The organism is Serratia oryzae, from assembly GCF_001976145.1.
GTDB classification, from domain to species: domain Bacteria; phylum Pseudomonadota; class Gammaproteobacteria; order Enterobacterales; family Enterobacteriaceae; genus Chania; species Chania oryzae.
Genome location: NZ_MOXD01000012.1, coordinates 61,492 through 86,978 on the forward strand (window position 1 = coordinate 61,492; position 25,487 = coordinate 86,978).

The 25,487-nt window shown below is 55.5% G+C and carries 18 protein-coding genes and 3 tRNA genes; 14 read left to right on the forward strand and 7 right to left on the reverse strand.

The genetic code is table 11. The features are described 5' to 3' along the window. The 3 genes from ptsP (at position 1) to thyA (ending at position 4,090) form a co-directional block, all read left to right on the forward strand. On the forward strand, positions 1–2,247 hold the full coding sequence (gene ptsP / locus BMI79_RS18940; RefSeq protein WP_076943658.1) for a phosphoenolpyruvate--protein phosphotransferase: 2,247 nt from the start codon (positions 1–3) through the stop codon (positions 2,245–2,247). A gap of 169 nt (positions 2,248–2,416) precedes the next feature. After that, complete coding sequence (gene lgt, locus BMI79_RS18945) at positions 2,417–3,289, forward strand: prolipoprotein diacylglyceryl transferase (RefSeq protein WP_076943659.1); 873 nt, start codon at positions 2,417–2,419, stop codon at positions 3,287–3,289. Between the two features lie 6 nt (positions 3,290–3,295). Next, a complete protein-coding gene (gene thyA / locus BMI79_RS18950; RefSeq protein ID WP_076943660.1) occupies positions 3,296–4,090 on the forward strand; it encodes a thymidylate synthase in 795 nt (264 codons plus the stop codon). Positions 4,091–4,152: 62 nt separating this feature from the next. Here thyA and BMI79_RS23830 read toward each other — a convergent pair whose 3' ends face one another. Further along, entirely contained in the window at positions 4,153–4,317 is a 165-nt protein-coding gene (locus BMI79_RS23830; RefSeq protein ID WP_158069131.1) for a hypothetical protein, read from the reverse strand. On the opposite strand from BMI79_RS23830, the gene BMI79_RS18955 reads away from it, so the two are divergent. The 8 genes from BMI79_RS18955 to recD all read left to right on the forward strand — a co-directional run bounded on the left by BMI79_RS18955 (position 4,302) and on the right by recD (position 18,083). Then, positions 4,302–4,808, forward strand: a complete 507-nt coding sequence (locus tag BMI79_RS18955) for a prepilin peptidase-dependent protein (protein WP_076943661.1) — start codon at positions 4,302–4,304, stop codon at positions 4,806–4,808. The two genes, BMI79_RS23830 and BMI79_RS18955, sit on opposite strands and share 16 nt — an antisense overlap. After that, positions 4,796–5,368, forward strand: coding sequence for a prepilin peptidase-dependent protein (locus BMI79_RS18960; RefSeq protein WP_076943662.1), 573 nt, complete (start codon positions 4,796–4,798; stop codon positions 5,366–5,368). The genes BMI79_RS18955 and BMI79_RS18960 overlap by 13 nt, the downstream gene beginning before the upstream one ends. Continuing rightward, positions 5,365–5,817: a YgdB family protein gene (locus tag BMI79_RS18965; RefSeq protein ID WP_076943731.1), complete on the forward strand. Its 453-nt coding sequence runs from the start codon at positions 5,365–5,367 to the stop codon at positions 5,815–5,817. Before BMI79_RS18960 ends, BMI79_RS18965 begins: the two co-directional genes overlap by 4 nt. Continuing rightward, the gene (locus BMI79_RS18970; RefSeq protein WP_076943663.1) at positions 5,807–6,166 is read left to right on the forward strand and encodes a prepilin-type N-terminal cleavage/methylation domain-containing protein; all 360 of its coding nucleotides are present in this window, start codon (positions 5,807–5,809) and stop codon (positions 6,164–6,166) included. Before BMI79_RS18965 ends, BMI79_RS18970 begins: the two co-directional genes overlap by 11 nt. 36 nt (positions 6,167–6,202) lie before the next feature. Continuing rightward, on the forward strand, positions 6,203–9,574 hold the full coding sequence (recC, locus tag BMI79_RS18975; protein WP_076943664.1) for an exodeoxyribonuclease V subunit gamma: 3,372 nt from the start codon (positions 6,203–6,205) through the stop codon (positions 9,572–9,574). Positions 9,575–9,805: 231 nt separating this feature from the next. Beyond that, on the forward strand, positions 9,806–12,697 hold the full coding sequence (gene ptrA / locus BMI79_RS18980) for a pitrilysin (RefSeq protein ID WP_076943665.1): 2,892 nt from the start codon (positions 9,806–9,808) through the stop codon (positions 12,695–12,697). Continuing rightward, on the forward strand, positions 12,694–16,242 hold the full coding sequence (recB, locus tag BMI79_RS18985) for an exodeoxyribonuclease V subunit beta (RefSeq protein WP_076943666.1): 3,549 nt from the start codon (positions 12,694–12,696) through the stop codon (positions 16,240–16,242). Before ptrA ends, recB begins: the two co-directional genes overlap by 4 nt. Then, the gene (gene recD, locus BMI79_RS18990) at positions 16,239–18,083 is read left to right on the forward strand and encodes an exodeoxyribonuclease V subunit alpha (RefSeq protein ID WP_076943667.1); all 1,845 of its coding nucleotides are present in this window, start codon (positions 16,239–16,241) and stop codon (positions 18,081–18,083) included. Before recB ends, recD begins: the two co-directional genes overlap by 4 nt. Before the next feature lie 29 nt (positions 18,084–18,112). Here the strand turns inward: recD and argA are convergent, their stop codons facing one another. Further along, positions 18,113–19,438 (reverse strand): amino-acid N-acetyltransferase, encoded by a 1,326-nt coding sequence (argA, locus tag BMI79_RS18995; protein ID WP_076943668.1) that lies wholly within the window; start codon positions 19,436–19,438, stop codon positions 18,113–18,115. Positions 19,439–19,742: 304 nt separating this feature from the next. On the opposite strand from argA, the gene amiC reads away from it, so the two are divergent. Beyond that, positions 19,743–20,993 carry an N-acetylmuramoyl-L-alanine amidase AmiC gene (gene amiC / locus BMI79_RS19000; protein ID WP_076943669.1) on the forward strand — a complete coding sequence of 417 codons (1,251 nt, stop codon included), beginning with the start codon at positions 19,743–19,745 and terminating at the stop codon, positions 20,991–20,993. Between the two features lie 92 nt (positions 20,994–21,085). Here the strand turns inward: amiC and BMI79_RS19005 are convergent. The 3 genes from BMI79_RS19005 to BMI79_RS19015 form a co-directional block, all read right to left on the reverse strand. Further along, positions 21,086–21,162 (reverse strand) — tRNA-Met (locus tag BMI79_RS19005). 63 nt (positions 21,163–21,225) lie between these two features. Further along, positions 21,226–21,302 (reverse strand) — tRNA-Met (locus BMI79_RS19010). A 66-nt stretch (positions 21,303–21,368) separates the two neighbouring features. Further along, positions 21,369–21,445 (reverse strand) — tRNA-Met (locus BMI79_RS19015). Positions 21,446–21,660: 215 nt separating this feature from the next. Between BMI79_RS19015 and mltA the strand changes: the two genes are divergently transcribed. Together mltA and tcdA are read left to right on the forward strand one after the other, a co-directional pair. Then, complete coding sequence (gene mltA, locus BMI79_RS19020; protein WP_076943670.1) at positions 21,661–22,806, forward strand: murein transglycosylase A; 1,146 nt, start codon at positions 21,661–21,663, stop codon at positions 22,804–22,806. 78 nt (positions 22,807–22,884) lie between these two features. Next, positions 22,885–23,691 carry a tRNA cyclic N6-threonylcarbamoyladenosine(37) synthase TcdA gene (gene tcdA, locus BMI79_RS19025; RefSeq protein WP_076943671.1) on the forward strand — a complete coding sequence of 269 codons (807 nt, stop codon included), beginning with the start codon at positions 22,885–22,887 and terminating at the stop codon, positions 23,689–23,691. Here the strand turns inward: tcdA and csdE are convergent. Together csdE and csdA are read right to left on the reverse strand one after the other, a co-directional pair. Further along, on the reverse strand, positions 23,682–24,116 hold the full coding sequence (gene csdE / locus BMI79_RS19030) for a cysteine desulfurase sulfur acceptor subunit CsdE (protein ID WP_076943732.1): 435 nt from the start codon (positions 24,114–24,116) through the stop codon (positions 23,682–23,684). The genes tcdA and csdE overlap by 10 nt on opposite strands. Before the next feature lie 7 nt (positions 24,117–24,123). Beyond that, on the reverse strand, positions 24,124–25,329 hold the full coding sequence (gene csdA / locus BMI79_RS19035; RefSeq protein WP_076943672.1) for a cysteine desulfurase CsdA: 1,206 nt from the start codon (positions 25,327–25,329) through the stop codon (positions 24,124–24,126). Positions 25,330–25,487 lie beyond the last annotated feature (158 nt).

Consider the following 25,487-nt stretch of genomic DNA (forward strand, 5'->3'; position numbering starts at 1 on the left):
ATGCTCACGCGCTTGCGAGAAATTGTTGAGAAAGTGGCCGCAGCGGCTAATCTGACAGATGCGCTGGATCTTTTGGTCAATGAAACCTGTCTGGCGATGGATACCGAAGTCTGTTCTATTTATCTGGCAGATAACGATCGCCGCTGCTACTACCTGATGGCGACGCGCGGGTTGAAAAAGCCGCGCGGGCGCACCATCGCGCTGGCTTTTGATGAGGGCGTGGTCGGGCTGGTGGGGCGCAGGGCGGAGCCGATCAACCTGGCAGATGCCCAGAGCCACCCCAGTTTCAAATATGTTCCGCAGGTGAAAGAGGACAAGTTCCGCTCTTTCCTCGGTGTGCCGATTATCCACCGCCGTCAACTGCTGGGTGTGCTGGTGGTACAGCAGCGGGAACTGCGCCAGTTCGACGAGAGTGAAGAGTCGTTTCTGGTGACCCTGGCCACGCAAATGGCCGGAATCCTTTCTCAATCACAACTGAATGCTATTTTTGGTCAGTATCGCCAGACGCGTATCCGCGCGCTGGCCGCTTCCCCCGGGGTGGCCGTCGCCGAAGGCTGGCTGGACAGCAGCCAGCCTTCACTCGATCAGGTCTACAAAGCCTCAACGCTGGATACGGTCAGTGAGCGTGAACGCCTGATGCAGGCTCTCGAAGAGGCGGGAGCGGAATTCCGCCGTTTCAGCAAGCGCTTTTCTGCCAGTTCGCAGAAAGAGAGCGCGGCGATTTTCGATCTCTATTCCCACTTGCTGAACGATGCCCGCCTCAAGCGCGAGCTGTTTGCCGAAATCGATGCCGGTTCGGTAGCCGAATGGGCGGTCAAACAGGTGATTGAAGCCTTTGCCGCACAGTTTGCCACCTTGCAGGATACCTATATGCGTGAGCGTGCCAGCGATCTGCGTGCGCTCGGCCAACGCCTGTTATTTCACCTCGACGATACCACCCAGAGCACCACCCAGTGGCCTGCACGCTTTGTGCTGGTGACCGATGAACTGACTGCCACCCTGTTGGCTGAAGTGCCGCCGGATCGCCTGGCGGGCGTGGTGGTGCGCGATGGTGCAGCCAACTCCCACGCGGCGATCCTGGTGCGTGCGATGGGCGTACCGACGGTGATGGGGGCCGACATCCAGCCAGCACTGCTGGCGCAGCGGATGCTGATTGTTGACGGTTATCGTGGTGAACTGCTGGTGGATCCTGAACCGGTTCTGGTGCAGGAGTATCAGCGCCTGATCAGCGAAGAGCTGGAACTCAGCAAGCTGGCGGAAGATGACGTTGAGCAACCGGCACAGTTGAAAACCGGTGAGCGCATTCAGGTCATGCTGAATGCAGGTCTTAGCCCAGAGCATGAACAACTGCTCGGCGGGCGCGTGGATGGCGTGGGTCTGTATCGGACCGAGATCCCGTTCATGCTGCAAAGCGGTTTCCCTTCGGAAGAAGAGCAGGTGTCACAATATCAAGGCATGTTGCAGCTTTACCCGAACAAACCGGTCACGCTGCGCACGCTGGATATTGGCTCAGATAAACAGCTGCCTTATATGCCGATCAGCGAAGAAAACCCCTGCCTGGGGTGGCGCGGCATCCGTGTGACGCTGGATCAGCCGGAAATTTTTCTCGTTCAGGTGCGTGCCATGCTGCGTGCCAATGCCAGCAGCGGTAATCTGGGGATTCTGCTGCCGATGATCACCAGCCTGGAAGAGGTTGACGAGGCAAAACGCCTGATCGATCGCGCCGGGCGCGAAGTGGAAGAAGTGTTGGGATATGACATTCCCAAACCGCGGATCGGCGTGATGCTGGAAGTGCCGTCGATGATTTTCCTGCTCCCTTACCTGGCCGGGCGTGTTGATTTTATCTCGGTAGGCACCAACGATCTGACTCAGTATCTGTTGGCGGTAGATCGCAATAATACCCGGGTGGCATTGCTCTACGACAGCCTGCACCCTGCCATGCTGCAGGTGTTGAAGCTGATCATCGATCAGGGTTCGGCCGCCGGGTTGCAGGTTGGCCTGTGTGGCGAACTAGCAGGCGATCCGATGGGTGCTCTGCTGCTGGTGGGGATGGGATACCGTAATCTGAGCATGAACGGGCGCAGCGTAGCGCGGATTAAATACCTGCTGCGTAATATCGAGCTGTCCGATGCCGAAGGTTTGGTTCAGCGCGTGCTGGGTGCCCAGATGACCACTGAAGTGCGCCATCAGGTGGCGGCCTTTATGGAGCGGCGTGGTATGGGCGGGCTGATTCGCGGTGGCCGTTGAGTAGCGTTTTTACAGAACTTTTCCCTGCAGCCCAGCCCGGACGCCGTTAACCCTATGTTATGATGCGTGACTTGGCTGCAACTCGACATTCATCGGGAACCCTCCGATGCCGCGTTTGGCACCTGCCGCCCCCAGATGGGGAAGAATAACAGACATGTTGTGGTGATAGATGAGCAATAGCTATCTGGCGTTTCCTAAATTTGATCCGGTGATTTTTTCCATCGGCCCGGTTTCCTTGCACTGGTACGGCCTGATGTACCTGGTAGGCTTTATTTTTGCCATGTGGCTGGCGGCACGCCGCGCCAACAAGCCCGGCAGCGGCTGGACCAAGGACGAAGCGGAAAACATGTTGTATGCCGGTTTCCTCGGCGTATTTATCGGTGGCCGTGTAGGTTATGTGTTGTTCTATAATCTGCCGCTGTTTCTGGATAACCCGCTGTACTTATTCAAGGTCTGGGACGGCGGGATGTCATTCCACGGCGGCCTGCTAGGGGTGATCCTGGCGATGCTGTGGTTCGCCCGCCGCACCAAGCGCACCTTCTTCCAGGTCTCTGATTTTATTGCGCCCCTGATCCCGTTTGGCTTGGGCGCTGGCCGTTTGGGTAACTTCATCAACGGTGAGCTTTGGGGGCGAGTGACCACGGATACGCCTTGGGCCATGTTGTTCCCCGGCTCTCGTAATGAAGATATCGCCATTGCCGCCGCCGATCCGAGCCTGTTGCCAATACTGAACCAGTACGGTGTGTTGCCGCGCCATCCGTCGCAACTGTATGAAATGGTGCTGGAAGGCGTGGTGCTGTTTATCATTCTGAACCTGTTTATCCGCAAACCACGTCCGATGGGGGCGGTTTCTGGCCTGTTCCTGATTGGCTATGGCGTATTCCGCATTATCGTTGAGGCGTTCCGCCAACCGGATGCCCAGCTTGGTCTGTTTGATGGCGTGATCAGCATGGGGCAAATACTGTCCATACCGATGGTGGTGGCCGGTGTGATTATGATGATCTGGGCGTACCGTCGTCGCCCGCAGCAACAACTGTCGTGAGGAAAAATGAAACAGTATCTGGATTTGATGAATAAAGTGCTCGCCGAGGGCACCGCTAAAGCCGATCGTACCGGCACAGGCACGGTGTCGATTTTCGGCCACCAGATGCGTTTCAACCTGCAAGAAGGGTTTCCGCTGGTAACCACTAAAAAATGTCACCTGCGTTCGATTATTCATGAACTGCTGTGGTTCCTGAATGGTGAAACCAACGTGGCCTATCTGCGTGAAAATAAAGTCACGATCTGGGATGAGTGGGCCGATGAGAACGGCGATCTTGGCCCGGTCTATGGCAAGCAATGGCGTGCCTGGGGCGCGGCAGATGGCCGCCAGATCGATCAGCTCAGCAACGTGTTGCAACAGTTGAAACAGGATCCGAATTCACGCCGTATCATCGTTTCTGCGTGGAACGTGGGTGAACTGGACCAGATGGCGTTGGCACCCTGCCATGCTTTCTTCCAGTTTTACGTGGCCGATGGCAAGCTCTCCTGCCAACTGTATCAGCGCTCTTGCGATGTGTTCCTGGGGCTGCCGTTCAACATTGCCAGCTACGCGTTGCTGGTGCATATGATGGCGCAACAGTGCGATCTTGACGTAGGCGACTTCGTCTGGACCGGCGGGGATACCCATCTGTACAGCAATCACATGGAGCAGACCCAACTGCAATTGACGCGTGAGCCGCGCGCGCTGCCTAAGCTGGTGATTAAGCGTAAGCCAGAGTCGTTGTTTGACTATCGTTTCGAAGACTTCGAGATTGAAGGCTATGACCCGCATCCGGCGATCAAGGCACCCGTTGCCATTTGATATCCTTTGATAGCTGAAAGGGCTCAGTTGATTGATGACTGAGCCCTTATTCTTTATATCACTCACTTCTTCTCTCCTTCCTTCGCCAGCAATGCGAAGCCGCGCGCGTTTTTCGCGGTTTTCTTGTTAAGTGCATAAAAACTTTGCGTGGCATTTTCCAGCCTGAGTAAACGCTTGTGCAGCCGACAATGCGGCACATTACACTCGCCAGATGAACCGATATCCATACCGCTATGGCCACCGCCAGCAGGGCCTGTCGCTGATTGAACTGCTGGTAGTGATGTTACTGGCTGGCATGTTGACCTCGTGGGGTGTCAGCCAGTGGCAGCTTTATCAACAGGCATTGCGGCTGGAACAGACGGCCCAGCAACTGCTGGCTTTCCTGACGCGCCTGCAGGCTGATGCCAACTGGCACAACCGTAATGCCTTGCTGTGGTTCAGGCAGGGGGAGCCTTGGTGTGTTGGGAGTGGTACAACGGCAACGCGCTGCGATTCTGCGCCTGGACGGGTGTTTACTCCGGTCGACATAGATGTGCAACTACAGGATTTCACCCAAAAAGAGATGGGTTTTTATGGGTTACGTAACAACGCGCAGGCCGGGCATATCTTGTTGAGCAATGGGGCAGGCCGCATCCGCCTGGTGCTGTCTGCCAGAGGGCGCCTGCGGTTGTGCAGTGAAGACACGGTTATTCGAGGGATCGCCCTGTGCCAGCCTTAGAACAAGGTTTTACTTTGCCAGAAGTGATGCTGGCGATGACGTTTGGCAGCCTGATTGCGCTCGCTGCCGCCAAGGCTTTGCCGGTATTGCGCCTGCAAACCGCCGACGCGGGTCGCCATTACCGCTTGGAACTGGTCTTGCGTCAGTTGGCTTTCGGTATTGAAAAAGATCTGCGCCGTGCTGGGTTTTGTGCCGGGCAGTGCCAGGGGCAGGCGTTTTTGATCGGCAATGCGGAAGGCGAAGTTCCAAACAGTTGCGTGATTGTCGCTTATGACCTTAATCAAAATGGCCGTTGGGAAAATAGCGGTGATGCCGAGTATTTCGCTTATCGCCTGCGAGCCGGGGCGTTGGAGGGGCAGCGTGGTGTTACCCACTGCCGGGGTAACGGCTGGGAGCGCTTGCACGATCCGGAAGAGGTGCGCATTAACACCTTTTCCATCAGTGAAACTGCCGGTCATGACGGCAAGTCGTTGGTGTTGTTCAGCCTTGGGGGGCGGTCAAGCGTGCGGGAAGATATTCAGCAGCGCCTGGAGTGGGTGGTCAGTATGGAGGCTCTCTGAGCATGCAGACACAGCAAGGTGGTAGCACGCTGGCAGCCGTGATGCTGCTGTTGGTGATGGGATTGATGCTGCTCAATGCCCAGCAGCGGCAACTGGACAGCGCCCTGTTGCTGGCGGTTGATCAGCAGCGTTATTTACGCGCCTACAATCAGGCGGCTTCTGCCTTGAGCTGGGGGCTGGTGCAGCATTGGCCCCGTGAGCAGCTCACTGCCACCAGATGGCAATGTCGTCAACAGCCTACCGATGCGCTGCAAGCCTGTGCTCGGCGATCTTCCCGGGCCGGTATCGTGGTAGTACGCGGCGCGGGAGTGCTCCCCGATGCAGAACCGCTGTGGTTATACCAACTGGCTAGCGAAACCAGTGCGGCAGGAGACATCCAACTGCAGGCGGAAAAAGGGGGCTGGCTCGATTTCTGCCCGGAGAAGAAAGAGAGTGACTGTGCCGACTAAAATCCCCCATCTACAGGGGCAGCAGGGGTTTAGCCTGCCTGAAGTATTGATTGCGGCATTGTTATTCGCGGTGTCGCTGCTGGGGCTGTTACAATATCAGCAGGTTTTGTTGCAGTCCTTTCAGCGGCAATGGCAATACCGACAAGCTTGGTCGCTGGCGCATCATCAGTTGGAAATGTTTAACGCCGGGGCGCTGACGCAGGATAATACCGTGCCTTTACCTTCGAACTGGCGGCGTGAAATTGAAACCCAGCGGGTGGAAGCTCCTTGCCAGCGGCGCACGGTAAAAATACAAACACCACTGCGGCAGCAGGTTGAACTTAGCCGATGGTATTGCCTTGATCGTTAATCAGAGCGCCTAATTTATTCGGTTTAAAGGAGCAGCATGTTTAGGGTTTATCACTCCAATCAGTTGGACTTACTGAAAACGCTGACCAGTACGTTGATAACCAGAGAGCCCTTGGCCGATCCTTTTCAGCAGGAAGTGGTGCTGGTACAAAGCCCCGGCATGGCGCAGTGGCTGCAAATGCAACTGGCAGAACAGTTGGGGATCGCGGCGAATATCACTTTCCCTCTGCCCGCAACCTTTATCTGGGATATGTTCACTAAGGTTTTACCGGGGATCCCCAAAGAGAGCGCCTTCAGCAAAGATGCCATGACCTGGAAGCTGATGTGGCTGCTGCCAGAGATGCTGGTGCAGCCCGAGTTTGCATCCTTGCAGCATTACCTTACTGATGATGGCGATAAGCGCAAGATCCACCAGCTTGCTGGCAGAGTGGCAGATCTGTTTGACCAATACCTGGTTTATCGCCCGCAGTGGCTGGAAAGCTGGCAACGCCAAGAGCTTGTTGAAGGTTTGGCGGAGGCCCAGCAATGGCAGGCAGCCTTGTGGCGCAGATTGGTTGAGTACACGGATGAACTGGGGCAGGCAGAGTGGCACCGCGCCAATTTATATCGGCGCTTTATCAGCGCGTTGGAAAATGCTGAACAATGTCCGGCCGGTTTGCCACCCCGCGTGTTTATCTGCGGTATCTCAGCCTTGCCGCCGGTCTATCTGGAAGCACTACAGGCGCTCGGCAAGCATATTGATATCCACCTGATGTTTACCAATCCCTGCCGTTATTACTGGGGGGATATTCAGGATTATGCGTTCCTTGCCCGCCTGCAAAGCCGCAAACGCCGCCACTACCATCAGGCGCGGGAACAAGGGTTATTCCGCCAGCCAGAGCAGGCAGCACAGTTGTTTGATGCCGAAGGTGAGCAGCAACTGAGTAATCCGCTGCTCGCTTCATGGGGCAAACTGGGGCGTGACCATCTGTATTTGCTGTCGCAGATGGATACCGTGCAGGAAATTGATGCTTTTGTCGATATTCCACCAGACGGCCTGCTGCACGCCATCCAGCACGACATGCTGGAGCTGGAAGACCACGCGGTGATCGGCACTACGTTGGAAACCTTTGAATACAGCGGCCATAAACGCCTGTTGGATCCGCAGGATCGTTCGATCAGCCTGCACGCCTGCCACAGCCCGCAGCGTGAAGTTGAAGTGTTGCACGACCACCTGCTGGCTATGCTGGCCGAAGATCCGCAACTGACTACGCGCGATATCATCGTGATGGTGGCGGATATCGACAGCTATACCCCCTATATTCAGGCCGTTTTCGGCAATGCCTCTGCCGAACGCTATCTGCCGTTTGCCATCTCCGATCGCAAAGCCCGCCAGGCGCATCCTGCTTTACAGGCTGTTATCTCATTGCTCGATCTGCCGCAGAGCCGTTTTACTTCCGAGCAGGTGTTGGCACTGCTGGAGGTGCCAGCATTGGCGGCCCGTTTTTCGATTCAGGAAGAGGGGTTGCGCCTGCTGCGCCATTGGGTAGGGGAGGCAGGTGTGCGTTGGGGGTTGGATGATGACAACGTGCGTGAACTGGCATTGCCAGCAACTGGCCAACACACCTGGCGGTTTGGCATTACCCGCATGCTGTTGGGATATGCGATGGACAGTAACGCAGGTGATTGGCAAGGCGTGCTGCCGTATGACGAATCGAGCGGATTGGTTGCCGAACTGGCCGGGCAACTGGCCGATCTGCTGTCTCAGCTCAGTGACTGGCGAAAGATCCTGAGTGAAGAGCGATCGTTGAGCGAATGGTTACCCCTGTGCCGTCGCTTGCTTGATAGCTTCTTCCAAACCGACAGAGAAACAGAAGAAGCACTTGCACGCATTGAAGAGGACTGGCTAAAGATTATCGGTTACGGGTTGTCGGCACGCTATCCCGATAGGGTGCCGTTGACGCTGCTGCGCAATGAACTGGCGGCCCGGCTCGATCAGCAACGTATTAGCCAGCGTTTTCTGGCCGGGCAGATCAACTTCTGTACCCTGATGCCGATGCGTTCCATTCCGTTCAAGGTGGTTTGCCTGTTGGGGATGAACGATGGGGTTTATCCACGCACCCTGCCGCCGTTGGGGTTTGACCTGATGGCTCAACAGGTGAAGCGTGGCGATCGCAGCCGCCGTGACGATGACCGCTATCTGTTCCTGGAGGCGATCCTTTCAGCCCAGCAACGGCTTTACATCAGCTTTATCGGCCGTTCGATCCAGGATAACAGCGCACGCTATCCTTCGGTGCTGGTGACCGAACTGCTGGAATATCTGGAGCAGAGCTATTGTTTACCGGGTGATGAAGCCTGCGATGCCGATGCCAGTGCGCACCGGGTGGGTGAACATTTGCTTAAGTGGCACAGCCGGATGCCGTTTGCTGCCGAAAACTTCCAGCCAGGGAGTGAAACACAAAGTTATGCCGCAGAGTGGCTACCCGCGGCAGATGGCCGTGGGGCGGCCTATCCGGCGTTTAATCAGCCGCTGCAGGTTGAAGATAACGCACAGATCTCGCTGGATGAGTTGCTGCGTTTTTACCGCCATCCAATACGGGCATTTTTCCAGCTCCGTCTTGGCGTCAACTTTATGCTAGAAGAGATCGATCTGCCGGAAGAAGAGCCTTTTATTCTGGATAACCTCAGCCGCTATCAATTTAACAGCCAACTGCTGAATACCCTGATAGAGCAAGAAGATACAGCGCGGTTATTCCAGCGGGTACGCGCTGCCGGCGCTTTACCCTATGGGGCATTTGGCGAGATTTACTGGCAAACGCAGCAGGAAGAGATGCATGAACTGGCTGAGCGGGTGCGCAGTGAGCGGCAGGAAAACAACAGCCTGGAGCTGGATATTGAGGTTGCAGGTACGCGTATCAGCGGCTGGTTGCACCAAGTCCAAGAGGATGGGTTGCTGCGTTGGCGGCCTGCCACGCTTTCAGCCGTAGACGGTATTTTGCTTTGGTTGGAGCACCTGGTGTATTGCTGCGCCGGTGGTACGGGAACCAGCCGCATGTTCGGGCGCAAGGACTCCACCTGGCGCTTTGCAGCGCTTTCCGCCGAAGAGGCCCATGATCGGTTGGTGGAGTTGGTTGCCGGTTATCAGCGTGGTTTATCACAGCCTTTGATGCTGCTGAACAAAAGCGGTTGGGCGTGGTTGAGCCAGTGCTACCAGGCGGAAACGCAGCAGATTGATTGGGCTGAAGAAGTGCAAATCAAAGCGCGCGCCAAGCTGTTGCAAACCTGGCAGGGGGATCAGCGGATACCGGGAGAAGGGGCCGATCCCTTTATCCAGCGCGTTTTCCGGCAGATGGATAACAACTATCTTGATCAAATTCTCTGCGAAACAGAACGTTACCTGCTACCGCTGGCGCGTAATAACCTCGGATGATAATCCTTGGGTGGTACTGGTGGGGTGGAGATGATAAAAAATAGCTGAGTTTATATTCAACCATTAGGATTGTTTCCGGTCTTACATGGCGTACAGGCATAGACTCGAAGTCTTTCAGTCCGTGTAACATGAAATTTCTTGGGCATCACTTTTCGTTGTGTCGTTTTGCAGAGTGTCGTTAGCGTCAAGGGAGTTGGCGTAATGGCAAAAGAATAGGGGTTTATTTTGGATATGCGCAAACAGTTGGCCCGCATTACTGGGTTAGTATTGTTGGTTATGTTTTGGGTACCATTAAGCTGGGCCACTCAAGGATGGCAACCGCTGGCGGAAAAGATCCACAAAAGCGAGCACGACCCGCGCCATTACCAGGCCATCAAATTGGCGAATGGGATGACGGTGCTGCTGGTTTCCGACGCGCAGGCTCCCAAATCACTGGCAGCGCTGGCGTTACCGGTCGGGTCGCTGGAAAACCCTGTCAGCCAGCTTGGATTGGCTCATTACCTTGAGCATATGGTCTTGATGGGATCCAAACGCTATCCAGAAGCGGAAAATCTTGCTGAATTCCTGAAAAAACACGGCGGTAGCCACAATGCGAGCACTGCATCTTACCGCACCGCGTATTATCTGGAGGTGGAAAATAACGCATTGGAGCCCGCGGTGGATCGTATGGCCGATGCCATTGCTGAACCGCTGTTGGATCCGGTGAATGCCGATCGTGAACGCAATGCGGTGAATGCAGAATTGACGATGGCACGTTCTCGCGACGGCATGCGTATGGCCCAGGTTGGTGCCGAAACGCTGAACCCTGAGCACCCCAGTGCCCGTTTTGCCGGTGGTAATCTTGAGACTCTGACGGACAAGCCAGGCAGTAAATTGCACGATGAACTGACCCGTTTTTACCAGCGCTATTATTCTGCCAACCTGATGATGGGGGTGTTATACAGCAACCAGCCATTGGCTGAAATGGCGGAGCTGGCCGCCAGAACCTTTGGCCGTATACCGAATCGTGAGGCGCAGGTGCCGCCGATCACCGTTCCTGCTGTCACCCCTGAGCAGCAGGGCATCATTATTCATTACGTGCCCGCGCAGCCACGTAAACAATTGAAAGTTGAGTTTCGCATTGACAATAACAGCGCGGAATTTCGCAGTAAAACCGATACCTATATCAGCTACCTGATTGGTAACCGCAGCAAGAATACGCTTTCAGATTGGTTGCAGAAACAGGGGCTGGCCGATGCGATCAACGCCGGTGCCGATCCCATGGTGGACCGCAACGGGGGGATTTTCTCCATCAGCGTTTCGCTGACTGACAAAGGCCTGCAGGAGCGTGACAAAGTGGTTGCGGCCATCTTCAGCTATCTGAGCATGCTGCGCAGCGAAGGGATCAAACAAAGCTATTTTGATGAGATTGCCAATGTTCTGAATCTGGATTTCCGCTACCCGTCGATTACCCGCAATATGGATTATATCGAATGGTTGGTGGATACCATGCTGCGTGTGCCGATCGAACATACGCTGGATGCCCCGTATCTGGCGGATCGTTTTGATCCGAAAGCGGTCGCAGAACGTTTGGACCAGATGACGCCGCAGAATGCGCGTATCTGGTTTATCAGCCCGGACGAACCGCATAACAAGACGGCTTACTTCGTTGAAGCCCCTTATCAGGTGGATAAAATTACGCCGGAACGTTTCGAAAAGTGGCAGCGCTTGAGCCAAGGGATCGCGCTGTCTCTGCCAACGTTGAACCCCTATATTCCAGATGATTTTACGCTGAACGCTCCGTTGCATGAATTTACCAAGCCAGAAATGGTGGTGAATCAGCCGGGCCTGCGCGTGTTGTATATGCCGAGCCGTTACTTTGCCGATGAGCCCAAGGCCGATGTCACCGTGGCCCTACGCAATCCCAAAACCATGGATTCTGCGCGTAATCAGGTGCTGTTTTCCCTGATGGATTATTTGGCTGGTCTGTCGCTCGATCAGTTGAGCTATCAGGCCTCCGTTGGTGGGCTGAGTTTCTCTACTTCGCCAAACAATGGCCTGATGTTTAATGCCAACGGCTTTACCCAGCGTTTACCGCAGTTGCTGACCTCGCTGATTCAAGGTTATTCCAGTTTCACGCCAACGGAAGAACAGCTGGCGCAGGCTAAATCCTGGTATCTGGAGCAGTTGGATGCAGCCGAGAAGGGCAAAGCGTTTGAATTGGCGATCCAACCAGTGCAGATGCTTTCGCGCGTGCCGTATACCGAGCGCAGTGAGCGGAGGGAAGTGCTGAAAACGCTGACGCTGAAGGATGTGCTGGCCTACCGCGACAGCTTGATGACTGAAGCCACGCCAGAACTGCTGGTGGTCGGCAACATGAGCAAACAGCAGGTAGATACGCTGGCCTCTACGCTGAAACAGGACCTGGGTTGTACCGGTGTCACCTGGTGGCATGGTGAGAATGTGGTGGTTGCCAAGAATCAGTTGGCAAATCTGCAGCGTCCTGGCAGCAGCACCGACTCGGCGCTGGCGGCGGTATATGTGCCTATCGGTTACGACGAAGTAGCCAGCATGGCTTATAGCTCGTTGCTGGGGCAGATCATCCAGCCTTGGTTCTACAGCCAGTTGCGTACTCAGGAGCAGCTCGGTTATGCCGTGTTCGCTTTTGCCACCTCGGTCGGCCGTCAGTGGGGGGTTGGTTTCCTGCTGCAAAGCAACAGCAAGCAGCCCGCTCATCTCTATCAGCGTTATCAGGATTTCTATCCCAAGGCTGAAAAACGTTTGCGTGAGATGAGTGAGGCTGATTTCACCCAGTACAAGCAGGCAATGATCAATGAACTGAAACAGCGGCCACAAACTTTGTCCGAGGAGGCGGGGCGCTTCAGTAATGATTTTGATCGCGGTAATTTCGCCTTCGATACCCGTCAGAAGCTGATTGAACAGATCGCGGCTCTGACGCCGGCCAAATTGGCGGACTATTTCCATCAGGCGGTTATTCAGCCGCAAGGGTTGGCCGTGTTGTCACAGGTGAGTGGCAGCAGCCAGGAAAAGGCCGATTTTGCCACGCCGGGTGAAGGCTGGGTGACTTACCCTAATACCTCTACCTTGCAACAAACGCTGCCACGTCAGGTGACGACACCATGACGACCGTTGTTCCCCAGAGGCTTGATGCGCTGACGTTACCGCTGTTTGGTGAGCGGCTGATCGAAGCTTCGGCAGGAACCGGCAAAACCTTTACCATTGGGGCGCTTTATCTGCGTTTGCTGCTTGGCCTGGGCCAGGCAGCGGCTTTTCATCGCCCTCTGACGGTAGAAGAAATTCTGGTGGTGACCTTTACCGAGGCGGCTACCGAGGAGTTGCGTGGCCGCATCCGCAGCAATATTCATGCATTGCGAATTGCCTGCGTGCGCGGGCGAAGTGACGATCCGCTATTTTCTTCACTGATGGCAGAAATTGGCGATCTGTCTGATGCGGCAGCGCAACTGCTGGCGGCAGAACGGCAGATGGACGAAGCGGCGATCTACACCATTCACGGCTTCTGTCAGCGAATGCTCACTCACAATGCCTTCGAGTCCGGCATGTTGTTTGAACAAACGCTGATACAGGATGAGCTACCGCTGCGCCGCCAGGCCTGCGCGGATTTCTGGCGGCGTCATTGCTACCCTTTGCCGTTGAACGTGGCAAGAGCCGTAAGCCAGGAGTGGAGCGGCCCGGAGGCGTTATTAAGCGATCTTGCCGGTTATTTGCAGGGGGAAGCCCCGGCATTGCGTCAGCCGCCGAAAGATGATGAAACGGTCTTGGTGCGCCATGAACAGATAGTGGCACGTATTGATGCCATCAAAACGCTGTGGCAGGCCAATGCGGGGGAACTGGAGGCGTTCATCAGCCAGTCGGGTGTCGATAAGCGCAGCTATAGCAGTAAACACTTGCCCAATTGGCTGAATAAGGTCGGTGAATGGGCCGGGCAGGTCACGCAGGATTATCAGTTGCCTAAAGAGTTGGAGAAATTCCGTCAGTCAGTATTGCTGGAGAAAACCAAAAAAGGGGAAGCGCCACGCCACACGCTGTTTGTGGCGATTGATGAACTGTTTGCTGAACCTTTAACGCTGCGCGACCTGATTATGGCTCGTGCATTAAGTGAGATACGCACTTCTATTGCGCAAGAAAAACGTCAGCGTGCCGAGCTGGGGTTTGATGATCTGCTCAGCAAGCTGGACGCGGCGCTGCAAAGTGCCGGTAGTGAACAACTGGCTCAGGCGATTCGCCAGCGTTATCCGGTGGCGATGATCGATGAGTTTCAGGATACCGATCCCCAGCAATACCGTATCTTTCAAAAACTTTATCTTGGCCAGCCAGATTGCGGTTTGCTGCTGATTGGTGACCCCAAACAGGCGATTTACGCTTTCCGCGGTGCGGATATCTTCACCTATATGCGTGCTCGTTCAGAGGTAAGTGCCCACTATACGCTTGAAACCAACTGGCGTTCATCACCGGCGATGGTGGGCAGTGTGAACAAGCTGTTTGCTCAGGTGGAAAACCCTTTTCTGTTCAAACAGATCCCATTTATTGATGTGGCTGCCGCGCAAAAAAATCAGGGGCTGGTGTTTGAATGGCAGAACAAGCCACAACCGGCTATGCAGTTTTGGTTGCAGCAAGGGGAAGGGGTTGGAGTAAGCGATTACCAACAATTGATGGCGCGCTGGTGCGCGATGCAGATCCGCGACTGGCTCAGCGCCGGGCAGGCCGGAGAGGCCTGGTTGGTGCAGGGTGATAAGCGCCGTAGCGTACAGGCGTCGGATATCACTATTCTGGTGCGTAGCCGTGCCGAGGCGGCGTTGGTGCGCGATGCGCTCAGCGCGTTAGCCATTCCCTCGGTTTACCTTTCCAATCGCGACAGCGTATTTGATACACCAGAAGCCAAAGATCTGCTGTGGTTACTGCAGGCGGTGCTGGCACCCGAGCAGGAACGCACTTTGCGCAGCGCAATTGCGACCGGGTTGCTTGGGCTGGATGCGTTGGCGCTGGATAACCTGAATCAGAATGAGCAGGCTTGGGACGCGCTGGTCAACGAGTTTGATGCCTATCGCACCCACTGGCAGCGGCGCGGCGTTTTGCCGATGCTGCGTGAGGTTATGGCCCAGCGTCATCTGGCGGAAAACCTGTTGGCCAGCCCCGGCGGTGAGCGGCGTTTGACGGATGTGATGCATTTAGGCGAACTGTTGCAGGAAGCGGCGGCGCAGCAGGATAGTGAACATGCGTTGGTACGCTGGCTGGCACAACAGATCGCTCAGCCAAATCGCCAATCGGATAATCAGCAACTGCGGCTGGAAAGCGATCGCCATCTGGTGCAGGTGATTACCATCCACAAGTCAAAAGGGCTGGAGTTCGATCTGGTATGGTTGCCTTTTGTCGGTAACTTCCGTCAACAGCAGCAGGCGTTGTACCACGATCGCCAAACTTTTCAGGCGCTGCTGGATCTCAACGCTGATGATGAGAGCATGGGCTGGGCCGAAGAAGAACGGCTGGCGGAAGACCTGCGCCTGCTGTACGTGGCGCTGACCCGCTCGGTATATCACTGCAGTATTGGTATCGCACCGCTGTTTTTGGGCACGCGCAAAAAACAGGGGGAGACGGATCTGCACCGCAGTGCGCTGGGGTATCTGGTGCAGGGCGGGCAGGCCGGTGATGCCACTTACCTGAAAGAGTGTCTGCAACGGCTGGCGACGGATGGCATTAGACTCGCTCTGGTGGAGGTGCCCGATCAGCAGCCTTGGCAGCCTCAAACAACGGCAATGGCTGAATTGGCAGCAAAACACTTTTCGCGGCGGATGCAGGATTTCTGGCGCGTGACCAGCTATACCGGGCTGCAGCAGGGGGCGGCAGGCATGCAGGAACTGTTGCCGCGGTTGGACGTTGATGCTGCGGGTGAACAGGCGGCCGAACAGGCACCGCAACTGACCCCGCACACTTTCCCACGTGGTGCAGCGCCAGGAACCTTCCTGCACAGCCTGTTTGAAACCCTGGATTTTACGCAGCCGGTTGATGAAAAAACCTTGTTGGAACAGCTGCAGCAGCGGGGGTTTGAGGATCGTTGGTTGCCGGTGTTGCAAGAGTGGATGCAGGTGTTGCTGAATACGCCGCTTAATGACAGCGGGGTCGCTCTTTCCGATCTCACCCCGCAATTCAAGCAGGCGGAAATGCAGTTTTACTTGCCGATCAACGGGCTGTTGCAGGCTCAAGATCTGGATCGACTGGTAAAGCGTTACGATCCGCTTTCTGCTCGTTGCCCTGAGCTGAATTTCCAGCAGGTGCAGGGCATGTTGAAAGGCTTTATCGACCTGGTGTTCTGCTGGCAGGGTAAATACTATCTGCTGGATTACAAATCCAACTGGCTGGGTGAAGACAGCAGTGCTTATACCCAGCAGGCTATGGAACAGGCAATGGCGGAGCATCGCTACGATCTGCAGTATCAGCTTTATACTTTGGCGTTGCACCGCTATTTGGGGCATCGCTTGGCGGATTATGATTACGGCCGCCATTTTGGCGGCGTGATCTATCTGTTTCTACGCGGCGTTGATGCTGAACATCCAAGAAATGGGATTTTTACCTGTCGGCCGGAGGAAGCACTGGTGCAAGGGATGGATCGTCTGTTTAGCGGTACTGCCAGCAGCGTAGAGGAGGGGCAATGATTGAGATCCTGAATCAGGCGCTGATGTTGGGCGCATTGCGCCCGTTGGATGTGCATTTTGCCCAGATTGTTGCCAGCCATGATGAGCCGGAGCTCCTGCTGGCAGCGGCCTGTCTGAGTGCAGAGGCGGGAGCCGGTCACGTTTGCCTGCTGTTGGATCAGTTGTCACCAGAAAACCTGTTCAACGGCCGCCAGCCAGAGCTGGCATTGGCCGCATGGCAGGCCGCGGGGCAACCGGATTTGGCTCGTTGGCAACAACGCCTGGCGTCATCGGCAGCGGTAAGTGATGGCAACTCAGCCACGCCGATGGTGCTGCAGCAGCAACGGCTGTATTTACAGCGCATGTGGCAAAGCGAGGGGGAAGTTGCGGCTTTTATCAGTAGCGATGCGGTGCCACAAGCCGTTGAAGAGGGGCAGCTACGCGCGATCCTCGATCAGCTGTTTGGCGAGGCGGCAGATGAAGCGGACTGGCAGAAGATCGCTGCGGCCGTGGCGGCGACCCGCCGCATTGCCGTTATCTCTGGCGGGCCGGGTACCGGTAAAACCACCACCGTAGCCAAATTACTGGCGGCACTGGTACAACTTGGCGGCGATACGCGCTTGCGTATCCAGCTTGCTGCACCAACGGGTAAAGCGGCGGCGCGGTTGACGGAATCATTGGGCACCGCCAGCCGCCAACTCCCACTGACGCCGGAGCAGCGGGCACTGTTCCCGGTGGAAGCCGCCACCTTGCATCGCCTGCTGGGTGCGCAGCCCAACAGCCAGCGGATGCGCTATCACCGTGGGAATCCGCTGCATCTGGACGTATTGGTGGTAGATGAGGCATCAATGGTGGATTTACCGATGATGGCACGGCTGATTGCCGCTTTGCCGCCTGAAGCGCGGGTAATATTCCTCGGTGACCGCGATCAGTTGGCTTCGGTGGAGGCGGGGGCGGTGCTAGGGGATATCTGTCGTTTTGCCGAGCAGGGCTACAGCGCAGAGCGAGCCGCGCAGTTGGCTCGCTTGACGGGTTATGCGTTACAGGGGCAGCCTGTGGGGGCTGCCGTGCGCGACAGCCTGTGCCTGCTGCGCAAGAGCTATCGGTTTGATGCCAAATCCGGCATCGGCCAGTTAGCCTTGGCCGTGAATGCGGGGGATGGCAAGCAGGCGATGGCGGCGTTAAATGGCCGCTATGCGGATGTGGCAGGTTATCCACTGGCAGAAACCGAAGATTATCAGCAACTGCTGGATGCCTGTGTGGCGGGATACCGTGATTATCTCAAACGGGTCGCCGCAGGGGCTGATGCTGCGACGATACTGAAAGCCTTTGGCCGTTTTCAGGTGCTGTGTGCTTTGCGTGAAGGGCCATTTGGCGTCACCGGGTTGAATGAACGCATTGAAAGCGGGTTGCAGCGTGCGGGGTTGATCCGCCGTAACCCTGGCCCCGCAGGGCGTTGGTATTTGGGGCGGCCGGTGATGATTGGCCGTAACGATAGCGCACTGGGGTTGTTCAACGGTGATATCGGTATTGCCTTGCCCGGTGCTGAAGGTGAGCTGCGGGTGCATTTCCAGCTACCGGACGGCAGTATTAAATCGGTGCAGCCGAGCCGTTTACCGGCACATGAAACCGCGTATGCGATGACGGTGCATAAATCGCAGGGATCGGAGTTTGACCATACGTTGCTGGTGCTGCCGAATCATTATCTGCCAGTGCTGACCCGTGAGCTGGTGTATACCGCCATTACCCGTGCACGCCAGCAGCTTTCACTTTACGCTACGGACAAGGTTTTGCTGAGCGCCATTCGCACCCCGACACAGCGCCGTAGCGGCCTGGCGGAACGGTTACAGGCGAGAGAGTAGGGCGCTGTGATACAGCGCCCGTAAAACGGTTACAGATCGGCCAGCAGGATCTTTGAACGGCGCTGATAGTTATACAGCGCCTGTTTCTGCATCGGCAGCACGTCCACTTCGGCTGGGGTAAAGCCACGTTCCTGGAACCAGTGAATGCTGCGCGTGGTCAACACAAATAACTTTTGCAAGCCCATTTGCCGCGCCTGGCTCTCCACCCTCTGCAGCAGTAATTCGCCGCGCGACGAGCTGCGGTAATCCGGGTGGACGGCCACGCAGGCCATCTCACCAATTTTTTCTTCTGGGAATGGATAGAGTGCCGCACAGGCGATCGTCAGGTTATCGCGCTCGATAATCGTAAACTTGTCGATCTCCATTTCCAACTGTTCCCGCGAGCGGCGCACCAGAATACCTTGCTGTTCTAGCGGGCGGATCAGCTCGAGTATCCCGCCGATGTCGTTGATCGTTGCACGGCGCACCTGCTCGGCGCTTTCCATAACGATCTGAGTACCGATACCGTCACGTGAAAACAGTTCCTGTACCAGCGCTCCGTCTTCCTGATAGCTGATCAGGTGGCTGCGGCGCACGCCGCTGCGGCAGGCTTTGACCGCACCACGCAGGAAGCGCACGGTGCCGGAATAGTAATCGCCGTTTGCTTCCAGTTGTTCAATGCGCTTTTGCGCATCGTTAGGGAACAGCTCGGGCGCGATTTCCCCCTCCGCATTGGTTACCCCTTGCGATGAGCAGAAACCGATCATTTTCTCTGCCTTCAGCTTGATGGCCAGCTGTGTTGCCACTTCTTCTGAGGTCAGATTGAAGCTTTCACCGGTGACAGAAACCGCCACCGGGCCAATCAGTACGATCGCATTGCTGTCGAGCTGGCGATGGATAGCCTCTTCGTCGATGCGGCGAATTCGGCCGCTGTGGCAATAGTCAACGCCATCATCTACACCAAGCGGTTGGGCAATGACAAAGTTGCCACTGACCACATTGATGTGTGCTCCTTGCAGCGGCGTATTGTTCAGGCTCATGGAAAGCCGTGCGGTGATATCCAGTTGCAACAGCCCTGCGGCCTGCTTGACCAGTTCCAGCGTGTGGGCGTCGGTAACGCGGGTATGCTTGTGGTAAATCGGCTCATAGTTGTGCTGTGCCAGATTGCTGTCAATCTGTGGGCGCGCGCCATACACCACCACCAAACGGATCCCCAAACTGTGCAATAGCCCGATATCGTTGACGATATTGGAGAAATTTGCATGTTCGATGGCTTCACCACCCAGCATGATGACAAACGTCTTGCCACGGTGAGCATTAATATAGGGAACTGAGTGACGGAATCCTTGGACCAGCTCTGTGCTACGTTCCTTCACGGCAAAACCTCTTTTGCATATTTATACGGTATTTTTGTATTTTTATTCTTTTATTGCCTTGATGGCAAGCAGGAATTTGCATCGAATTCTTGGCTAACTCAGTTAATTCATTAATAAATTGAAAAAACATAAAAAGATTTCCTGATGACAGCCCCGGATGTATTGGTTAAAGTTTTTGTCATTCTCACTTTTTGGTGTTTTTTTAACTCGTTATACCCAAAATAATTCGAGTTGTTTGACAAAAACGCAATGCGTTTTTGTCAAACAACTTGAAGTATGAAGGGGATATCATCGCTGGAGCCTTATGCCTAACGCTAATCACAATCTGGGTCGCCGTCGTTTTTTACAGGGGGTGGCCGCAACCTGGTTGCTGAGCGTGAGTCGCGTAGGTTTTGCTGCTGCTTCGCACGTGATTGCCGTTCGTATCTGGCCTTCTTCGACCTACACCCGCGTGACGTTGGAATCCAACGTGCCTCTCAAGTACCAACAGTTTGCATTGAGCGATCCCGATCGTATTGTGATCGACGTTGAAGGTGTTCACCTTAATAGCGTGCTTAAAGGGCTGGTGCGGCAGGTACGCAAGGAGGATCCTTACCTGAAGCAGGTGCGCGTTGGCCAGTTTGATAAAAATACCGTCAGATTGGTGTTGGAACTTAAGCAAAGCGTCAGCCCAAATATGTTTACCCTGGCTCCGGTGGCTGAATACCGCAATCGGCTGGTGGTGGATCTCTATCCTACCCAAGGTGGGACGGGGGAAGAGTATGATCCGCTGCTGGCATTGCTGGAGGATTACAACAAAGGGGATCTGGAGCGATCGTTACCGGCGCAAGCGCCCCAGGCCGGTAAGGCGGGGCGCGATCGGCCGATGGTGATCATGCTGGATCCAGGTCATGGTGGCGAAGATCCTGGTGCTATCGGTAAGAATAAAACGCGTGAAAAGGATGTGGTGCTACAGATTGCGCGCCGTCTCAGCGCGCTGATCAAGCGTGAACCGAACATGAAAGTGTTTATGACGCGTAATGAAGACGTGTTTATTCCACTGAAAGTGCGGGTAGCGAAAGCGCGTAAGCAGCGAGCCGATCTGTTTGTTTCCATCCATGCCGATGCGTTTACCAACCGTACTGCGCGAGGCTCTTCGGTTTTCGCCCTGTCTACCAAAGGTGCGACCAGCAATACCGCCAAATTTCTGGCACAGACGCAGAACGCTGCCGATGAGATTGGTGGTGTAAGTAAGAGTGGGGATCGCTATCTGGATCATACGCTGTTTGATTTGCTGCAAACCGCCACCATTAATGACAGCCTTAAATTCGGCAAGGAAGTGCTTAGCCGAATGGGTAAAATTAACCCTTTGCATAAAAAAAATGTCGATCAGGCCGGTTTTGCCGTGTTAAAGGCCCCGGATATCCCGTCAATCCTGGTTGAAACGGCGTTTATCAGCAACGTTGAAGAAGAGCGCAAACTGCGTACCAGCCATTTTCAACAGCAGGTTGCGGAATCTATTCTGGCAGGGATTAAGGCTTACTTTGCCAACGGTGGAGCGCAGGCTCGCCGTTAAGCCGCAGGCAAGGATGCCTACCTGATAGCGGTTTCACCAATTTCAGAAACAAAAAAACACCCGTTAAGGTGCTTGTTCGCTGTTACCAAGATTGGTTGCGGAGGCCGGATTTGAACCGACGACCTTCGGGTTATGAGCCCGACGAGCTACCAGGCTGCTCCACCCCGCGTCCGTCTTGATACTGATATTATCGGAACCCACTTTCATATGATACCGCTGGTACAGTATCGGTTGGTTGCGGGGGCCGGATTTGAACCGACGACCTTCGGGTTATGAGCCCGACGAGCTACCAGGCTGCTCCACCCCGCGTCCGTATAATACCTGTTTTTCCATCGAATCCAACCTTTTATCTGATACTGCTGCTGCAGTATCGGTTGGTTGCGGAGGCCGGATTTGAACCGACGACCTTCGGGTTATGAGCCCGACGAGCTACCAGGCTGCTCCACCCCGCGTCCGATGGAAGCGCACTATACTCTCCATGTATTTTGTTGCAACCCTTTTTGCAAATAATCCCCTTAAAGCCATTTTTATGCTGAATTAGTCCTCAAGTTGGCTTTTTTTTCATCATAGTTACTTGGCGGGGAATTTTAGGCGGCAAAGATTCCTTTATTAGTAGCCGTTTGTTATCGTTCTGCCGGTAGAACATATCAGTCTGAGAGAGCATGCGATGAAAGGACGTTGGGGCAAATATCTGCTGGGTGGATTAGTGATTGCCGTACTGGCGGGGTGTTCATCAAGGCCAACCGACCAGGGGCAGCAATATAAGGATGGCCGTCTGGATCAGGCGTTGGAACTGGTGGATCAACCTAATGCCAGAGGCGTTCCGGTCAATGCCAAAGATTACTCCGATCAGTTGATGCAGATTAAGAATGCTTCTCCCGCTCTGTTTAGTCGCAACACCACTACCTACCAAGCGGTACAAAACTGGATGGCCTCGGGGGCAGACACGCGTCAACTGAGCCAGTTCGGCCTCAGCGCCTACCAGATGGAAGGTATGGATAACTACGGCAACGTTCAGTTTACCGGTTATTACACCCCGGTTGTGCAAGCCCGCTATACCCAACAGGGTGAGTTCCGCTATCCGTTATACCGCATGCCAAATAAAGGCAAACGCCGCTTGCCGGATCGCGCGGCTATATACTCCGGCGCGCTCGATAGCCGTTACATCATTGCTTACACCAATTCGCTGATGGATAACTTTATGATGGAAGTCCAAGGCAGCGGCTATGTTGATTTTGGTAACGGCCAACCGTTGGTGTTCTTTGGCTATAGCGGCAAAAATGGCCATGCTTATCGCAGTATCGGCAAGGTGCTGATCGATCGTGGCGAAGTCGCTAAAGCTGATATGTCGATGCAGGCTATCCGCCAATGGGCGGAGAATCATAGCGAAGCTGAAGTGCGCGAACTGCTGGAGCAAAACCCTTCCTTCGTGTTCTTCCATCCGCAACCTTTCGCCTTGGTGAAGGGGGCCAGTGCCGTACCGCTGGTGGCCAAAGCGTCGGTGGCATCTGACCGTTCGTTGATCCCCGCAGGTACCACGCTGCTGGCAGAAGTGCCGCTGCTGGACAACCGGGGTAAATTCACGGGAAAATATGAAATGCGTCTGATGGTCGCTCTCGATGTAGGCGGTGCGATTAAAGGCCAGCACTTCGACATGTATCAAGGCATCGGCCCTGAAGCGGGCCATTCGGCGGGTTACTATAACCACTATGGCCGCGTGTGGGTGCTGAAGGGAGCCAGCAGCGGTACGCCGCTGTTCAGCGCTTACCAGCAATCGTCTAATTCGGGCGGTTCCCAACTGGTCACGCGTTGAAAGTAAAGGACGCGGAGTTTGACCCGCAGGGGCCGGATCTTCCGGCCCTTATCATTTGCAAGATTAAGGTAAAGCGAGATGAGTACCCCCTATTCAGAGGCCTATTTACAGCGTTTTGGCGGCACTGCGCGTTTGTACGGACAGTCTGCGTTAGCGCTGTTTGCCCAGGCGCACGTTTGCGTGATCGGCATCGGCGGAGTAGGCTCCTGGGCGGCGGAGGCACTGGCCAGAACCGGCATCGGTGCCATCACGTTGATTGATCTGGATGATGTGTGCGTCACCAATACTAATCGTCAGATCCATGCGTTACGCCAGCATGTTGGCCAGTCAAAAACCGAGGTGATGGCGGAGCGCATTCTGGCCATTAACCCGGAGTGCCGGGTCACCTGTGTGGATGACTTCATTACGCCGGACAACGTCGCTGAGTTGCTGAATCACAATTTCAGCTATGTGATTGACGCCATTGACAGCGTGCGGCCAAAGGCGGCGCTGTTGGCCTATTGCCGCCGTTTCAAAATCCCGGTGGTGACGACCGGGGGGGCCGGTGGGCAGATCGATCCGACGCGGATTGAAGTGGCCGATCTGGCGAAGACCATTCAGGATCCGCTGGCGGCGAAGCTGCGTGAAAGGCTGAAAAATGACTTCAACGTGGTGAAAAACAGCAAAGGCAAGCTGGGGATTGACTGTGTGTTTTCCAGCGAACCGCTGGTTTATCCACAGCCGGACGGTACAGTCTGTGCTTCCCGCAGCACGGCAGAAGGGCCAAAGAAGATGGATTGCAGCGCAGGTTTTGGGGCGGCAACCATGGTTACCGCCACCTTCGGCTTCGTTGCAGTTTCGCATGCGTTGAAAAAGATGGTCGCCAAAGCGGCGCGTCAGGCGTAGCGTGCGGCAATATCTTTGACGGCGGCAGCCAGCGCTTGCAGGCCGCTGGCGCGAGTGGCGCTGAGTTGGCTACGCAGCGCCAGGCGATCGAACAACGCTAAGGGATCCTCAGCCAGGATCTGTTGCGCTGTTTTACCTTCCACGGCGGTCAGCAGGATCGCCAACAGACCACGAACGATACGGCCTTCGCTGTCGCCATAGAAGTGCAATCTACCCTCCTCCAGCATTTGGTGCCCTAGCCAAACTCTATTTTCGCAACCGCTCAGTTCCATTTCCGTTTGCCGGAGCGCTTCCGGCAATGGTGGCAACTGTTTTGCCAGCACGATCAACTGACGATAGCGATCTTCCCACTGTTGCAGTGCGCTGAATGTTGCTGTCAGCATCTCGGCGGTAATGTCACGGCCGAAAGGGTGAGGGGCAAGCAGGTTCATCTTATTCCGCCAGCAATTCGATGGCGCTTTGCAGCGCGTTGACCAAGGCATCGACGTCTTCGGGCCGGTTGTAGGGCGCGAAGGAGGCGCGCAGCGTGCCGCTGACCCCCAAGGCGGCCATCAGTGGTTGAGCACAGTGCTGGCCTGCGCGTAGCGCGATACCTTGTTCGGCCAGAAGAGTGACGATGTCGCTGTGGTGAATCCCGGCAATGTCAAACGCCAACAGGCTGGAGCCGGAGCAGCGGAAACTACGGAACCCCGGCAACTGAGCAAGGCGCTGTTCGGCGCTGTGCGCTAAATCGCGGCTATATTGTTCGGCGGCCAGCATATCTTGGGTGCTTATCCACGCCAGTGCCGCAGCTAACCCAAGTACGCCGGCAATGTTGGGCGTACCGGCTTCAAAACAGTGTGGCGGTTGCTGCGCGGTAAAACCGCTGAAAGAAGCCTGCGTCAGCATTTTGCCACCGCCTTGCCATGGGCTCATTTCTGCCAGCAGCGCAGTGTTGCCATACAGTGCACCGATGCCGGTCGGGCCATAGAGTTTGTGCCCTGAAAACGCATAAAAATCGATATTGAGCCGCTGAACGTCCGCCGGGCAGTGGACGATGCCCTGCGCACCGTCGATCATCACCACGGCACCGGCGGCGTGTGCCTGCTCGATCGCCAGAGCCAGGTCCGGGCAACCTCCGGTTACGTTAGACATCTGCCCTAATGCCAGAACCCGCGTTCTGTCATTGAGCAGGGTGGGGAGCAGCGCCAGATCCGGCAACCGATCGCGGCCCAGCTGCAGTTTCACCACCTGAGCACCGGTTTGCTCTGCCACCATCAACCAGGGGATCAGGTTGGCATGGTGTTCAGCTTCGCTAACCAGAATCTGATCGCCAGGCTGCAGCCGCGGGCGGGCATAGCTCTGCGCGACCAGGTTGATCGCTTCCGTCGTGCCGCGAACCCAGACGATGTCGTCCGCTTGCGGAGCATTAATCAACGTCGCCACCTGTTGACGCGCCCGCTCGAAACGGGCCGTCAGATCCTGAGCTGCCCGGTGCTGGCTGCGATGAACCGTGGCGGCATCTGCACTGTAAAAGCGTTGTGTGGCATCGATTACTGCCTGTGGCTTGAGTGCGGTGGCGGCACTGTCCAGATAGATCCCTGCCTGTTTGAGCGCTGGAAACTGCTGGCGGAAATCGGTGGGGTTGAAAGTTGTCATAAGCGGGTTATCACTGGCTGCGTCAGGGTATGATCCTGTCCTATTTTTTCGGCTGAGACAAGTTATCCTGAATAATTCGATTTGCGAGGAATTGCGCAATGACGAGCAAAAAAAAAGCACCGCAAATCTTGCGGTGCTGCATAAAATCACTATGGACA

What these genes read in the sequence shown, in the direction of transcription:
- tcdA (WP_076943671.1), top strand. Translation starts at nt 22,885, where the DNA reads ATGAGTACCCCCTATTCAGAGGCCTATTTACAGCGTTTTGGCGGCACT.
- amiC (WP_076943669.1), top strand. Translation starts at nt 19,743, where the DNA reads ATGCCTAACGCTAATCACAATCTGGGTCGCCGTCGTTTTTTACAGGGG.
- lgt (WP_076943659.1), top strand. Translation starts at nt 2,417, where the DNA reads ATGAGCAATAGCTATCTGGCGTTTCCTAAATTTGATCCGGTGATTTTT.
- ptsP (WP_076943658.1), top strand. Translation starts at nt 1, where the DNA reads ATGCTCACGCGCTTGCGAGAAATTGTTGAGAAAGTGGCCGCAGCGGCT.
- recB (WP_076943666.1), top strand. Translation starts at nt 12,694, where the DNA reads ATGACGACCGTTGTTCCCCAGAGGCTTGATGCGCTGACGTTACCGCTG.
- csdA (WP_076943672.1), bottom strand. Translation starts at nt 25,329, where the DNA reads ATGACAACTTTCAACCCCACCGATTTCCGCCAGCAGTTTCCAGCGCTC.
- BMI79_RS23830 (WP_158069131.1), bottom strand. Translation starts at nt 4,317, where the DNA reads ATGGATATCGGTTCATCTGGCGAGTGTAATGTGCCGCATTGTCGGCTG.
- BMI79_RS18955 (WP_076943661.1), top strand. Translation starts at nt 4,302, where the DNA reads ATGAACCGATATCCATACCGCTATGGCCACCGCCAGCAGGGCCTGTCG.
- recD (WP_076943667.1), top strand. Translation starts at nt 16,239, where the DNA reads ATGATTGAGATCCTGAATCAGGCGCTGATGTTGGGCGCATTGCGCCCG.
- recC (WP_076943664.1), top strand. Translation starts at nt 6,203, where the DNA reads ATGTTTAGGGTTTATCACTCCAATCAGTTGGACTTACTGAAAACGCTG.
- thyA (WP_076943660.1), top strand. Translation starts at nt 3,296, where the DNA reads ATGAAACAGTATCTGGATTTGATGAATAAAGTGCTCGCCGAGGGCACC.
- ptrA (WP_076943665.1), top strand. Translation starts at nt 9,806, where the DNA reads ATGCGCAAACAGTTGGCCCGCATTACTGGGTTAGTATTGTTGGTTATG.
- mltA (WP_076943670.1), top strand. Translation starts at nt 21,661, where the DNA reads ATGAAAGGACGTTGGGGCAAATATCTGCTGGGTGGATTAGTGATTGCC.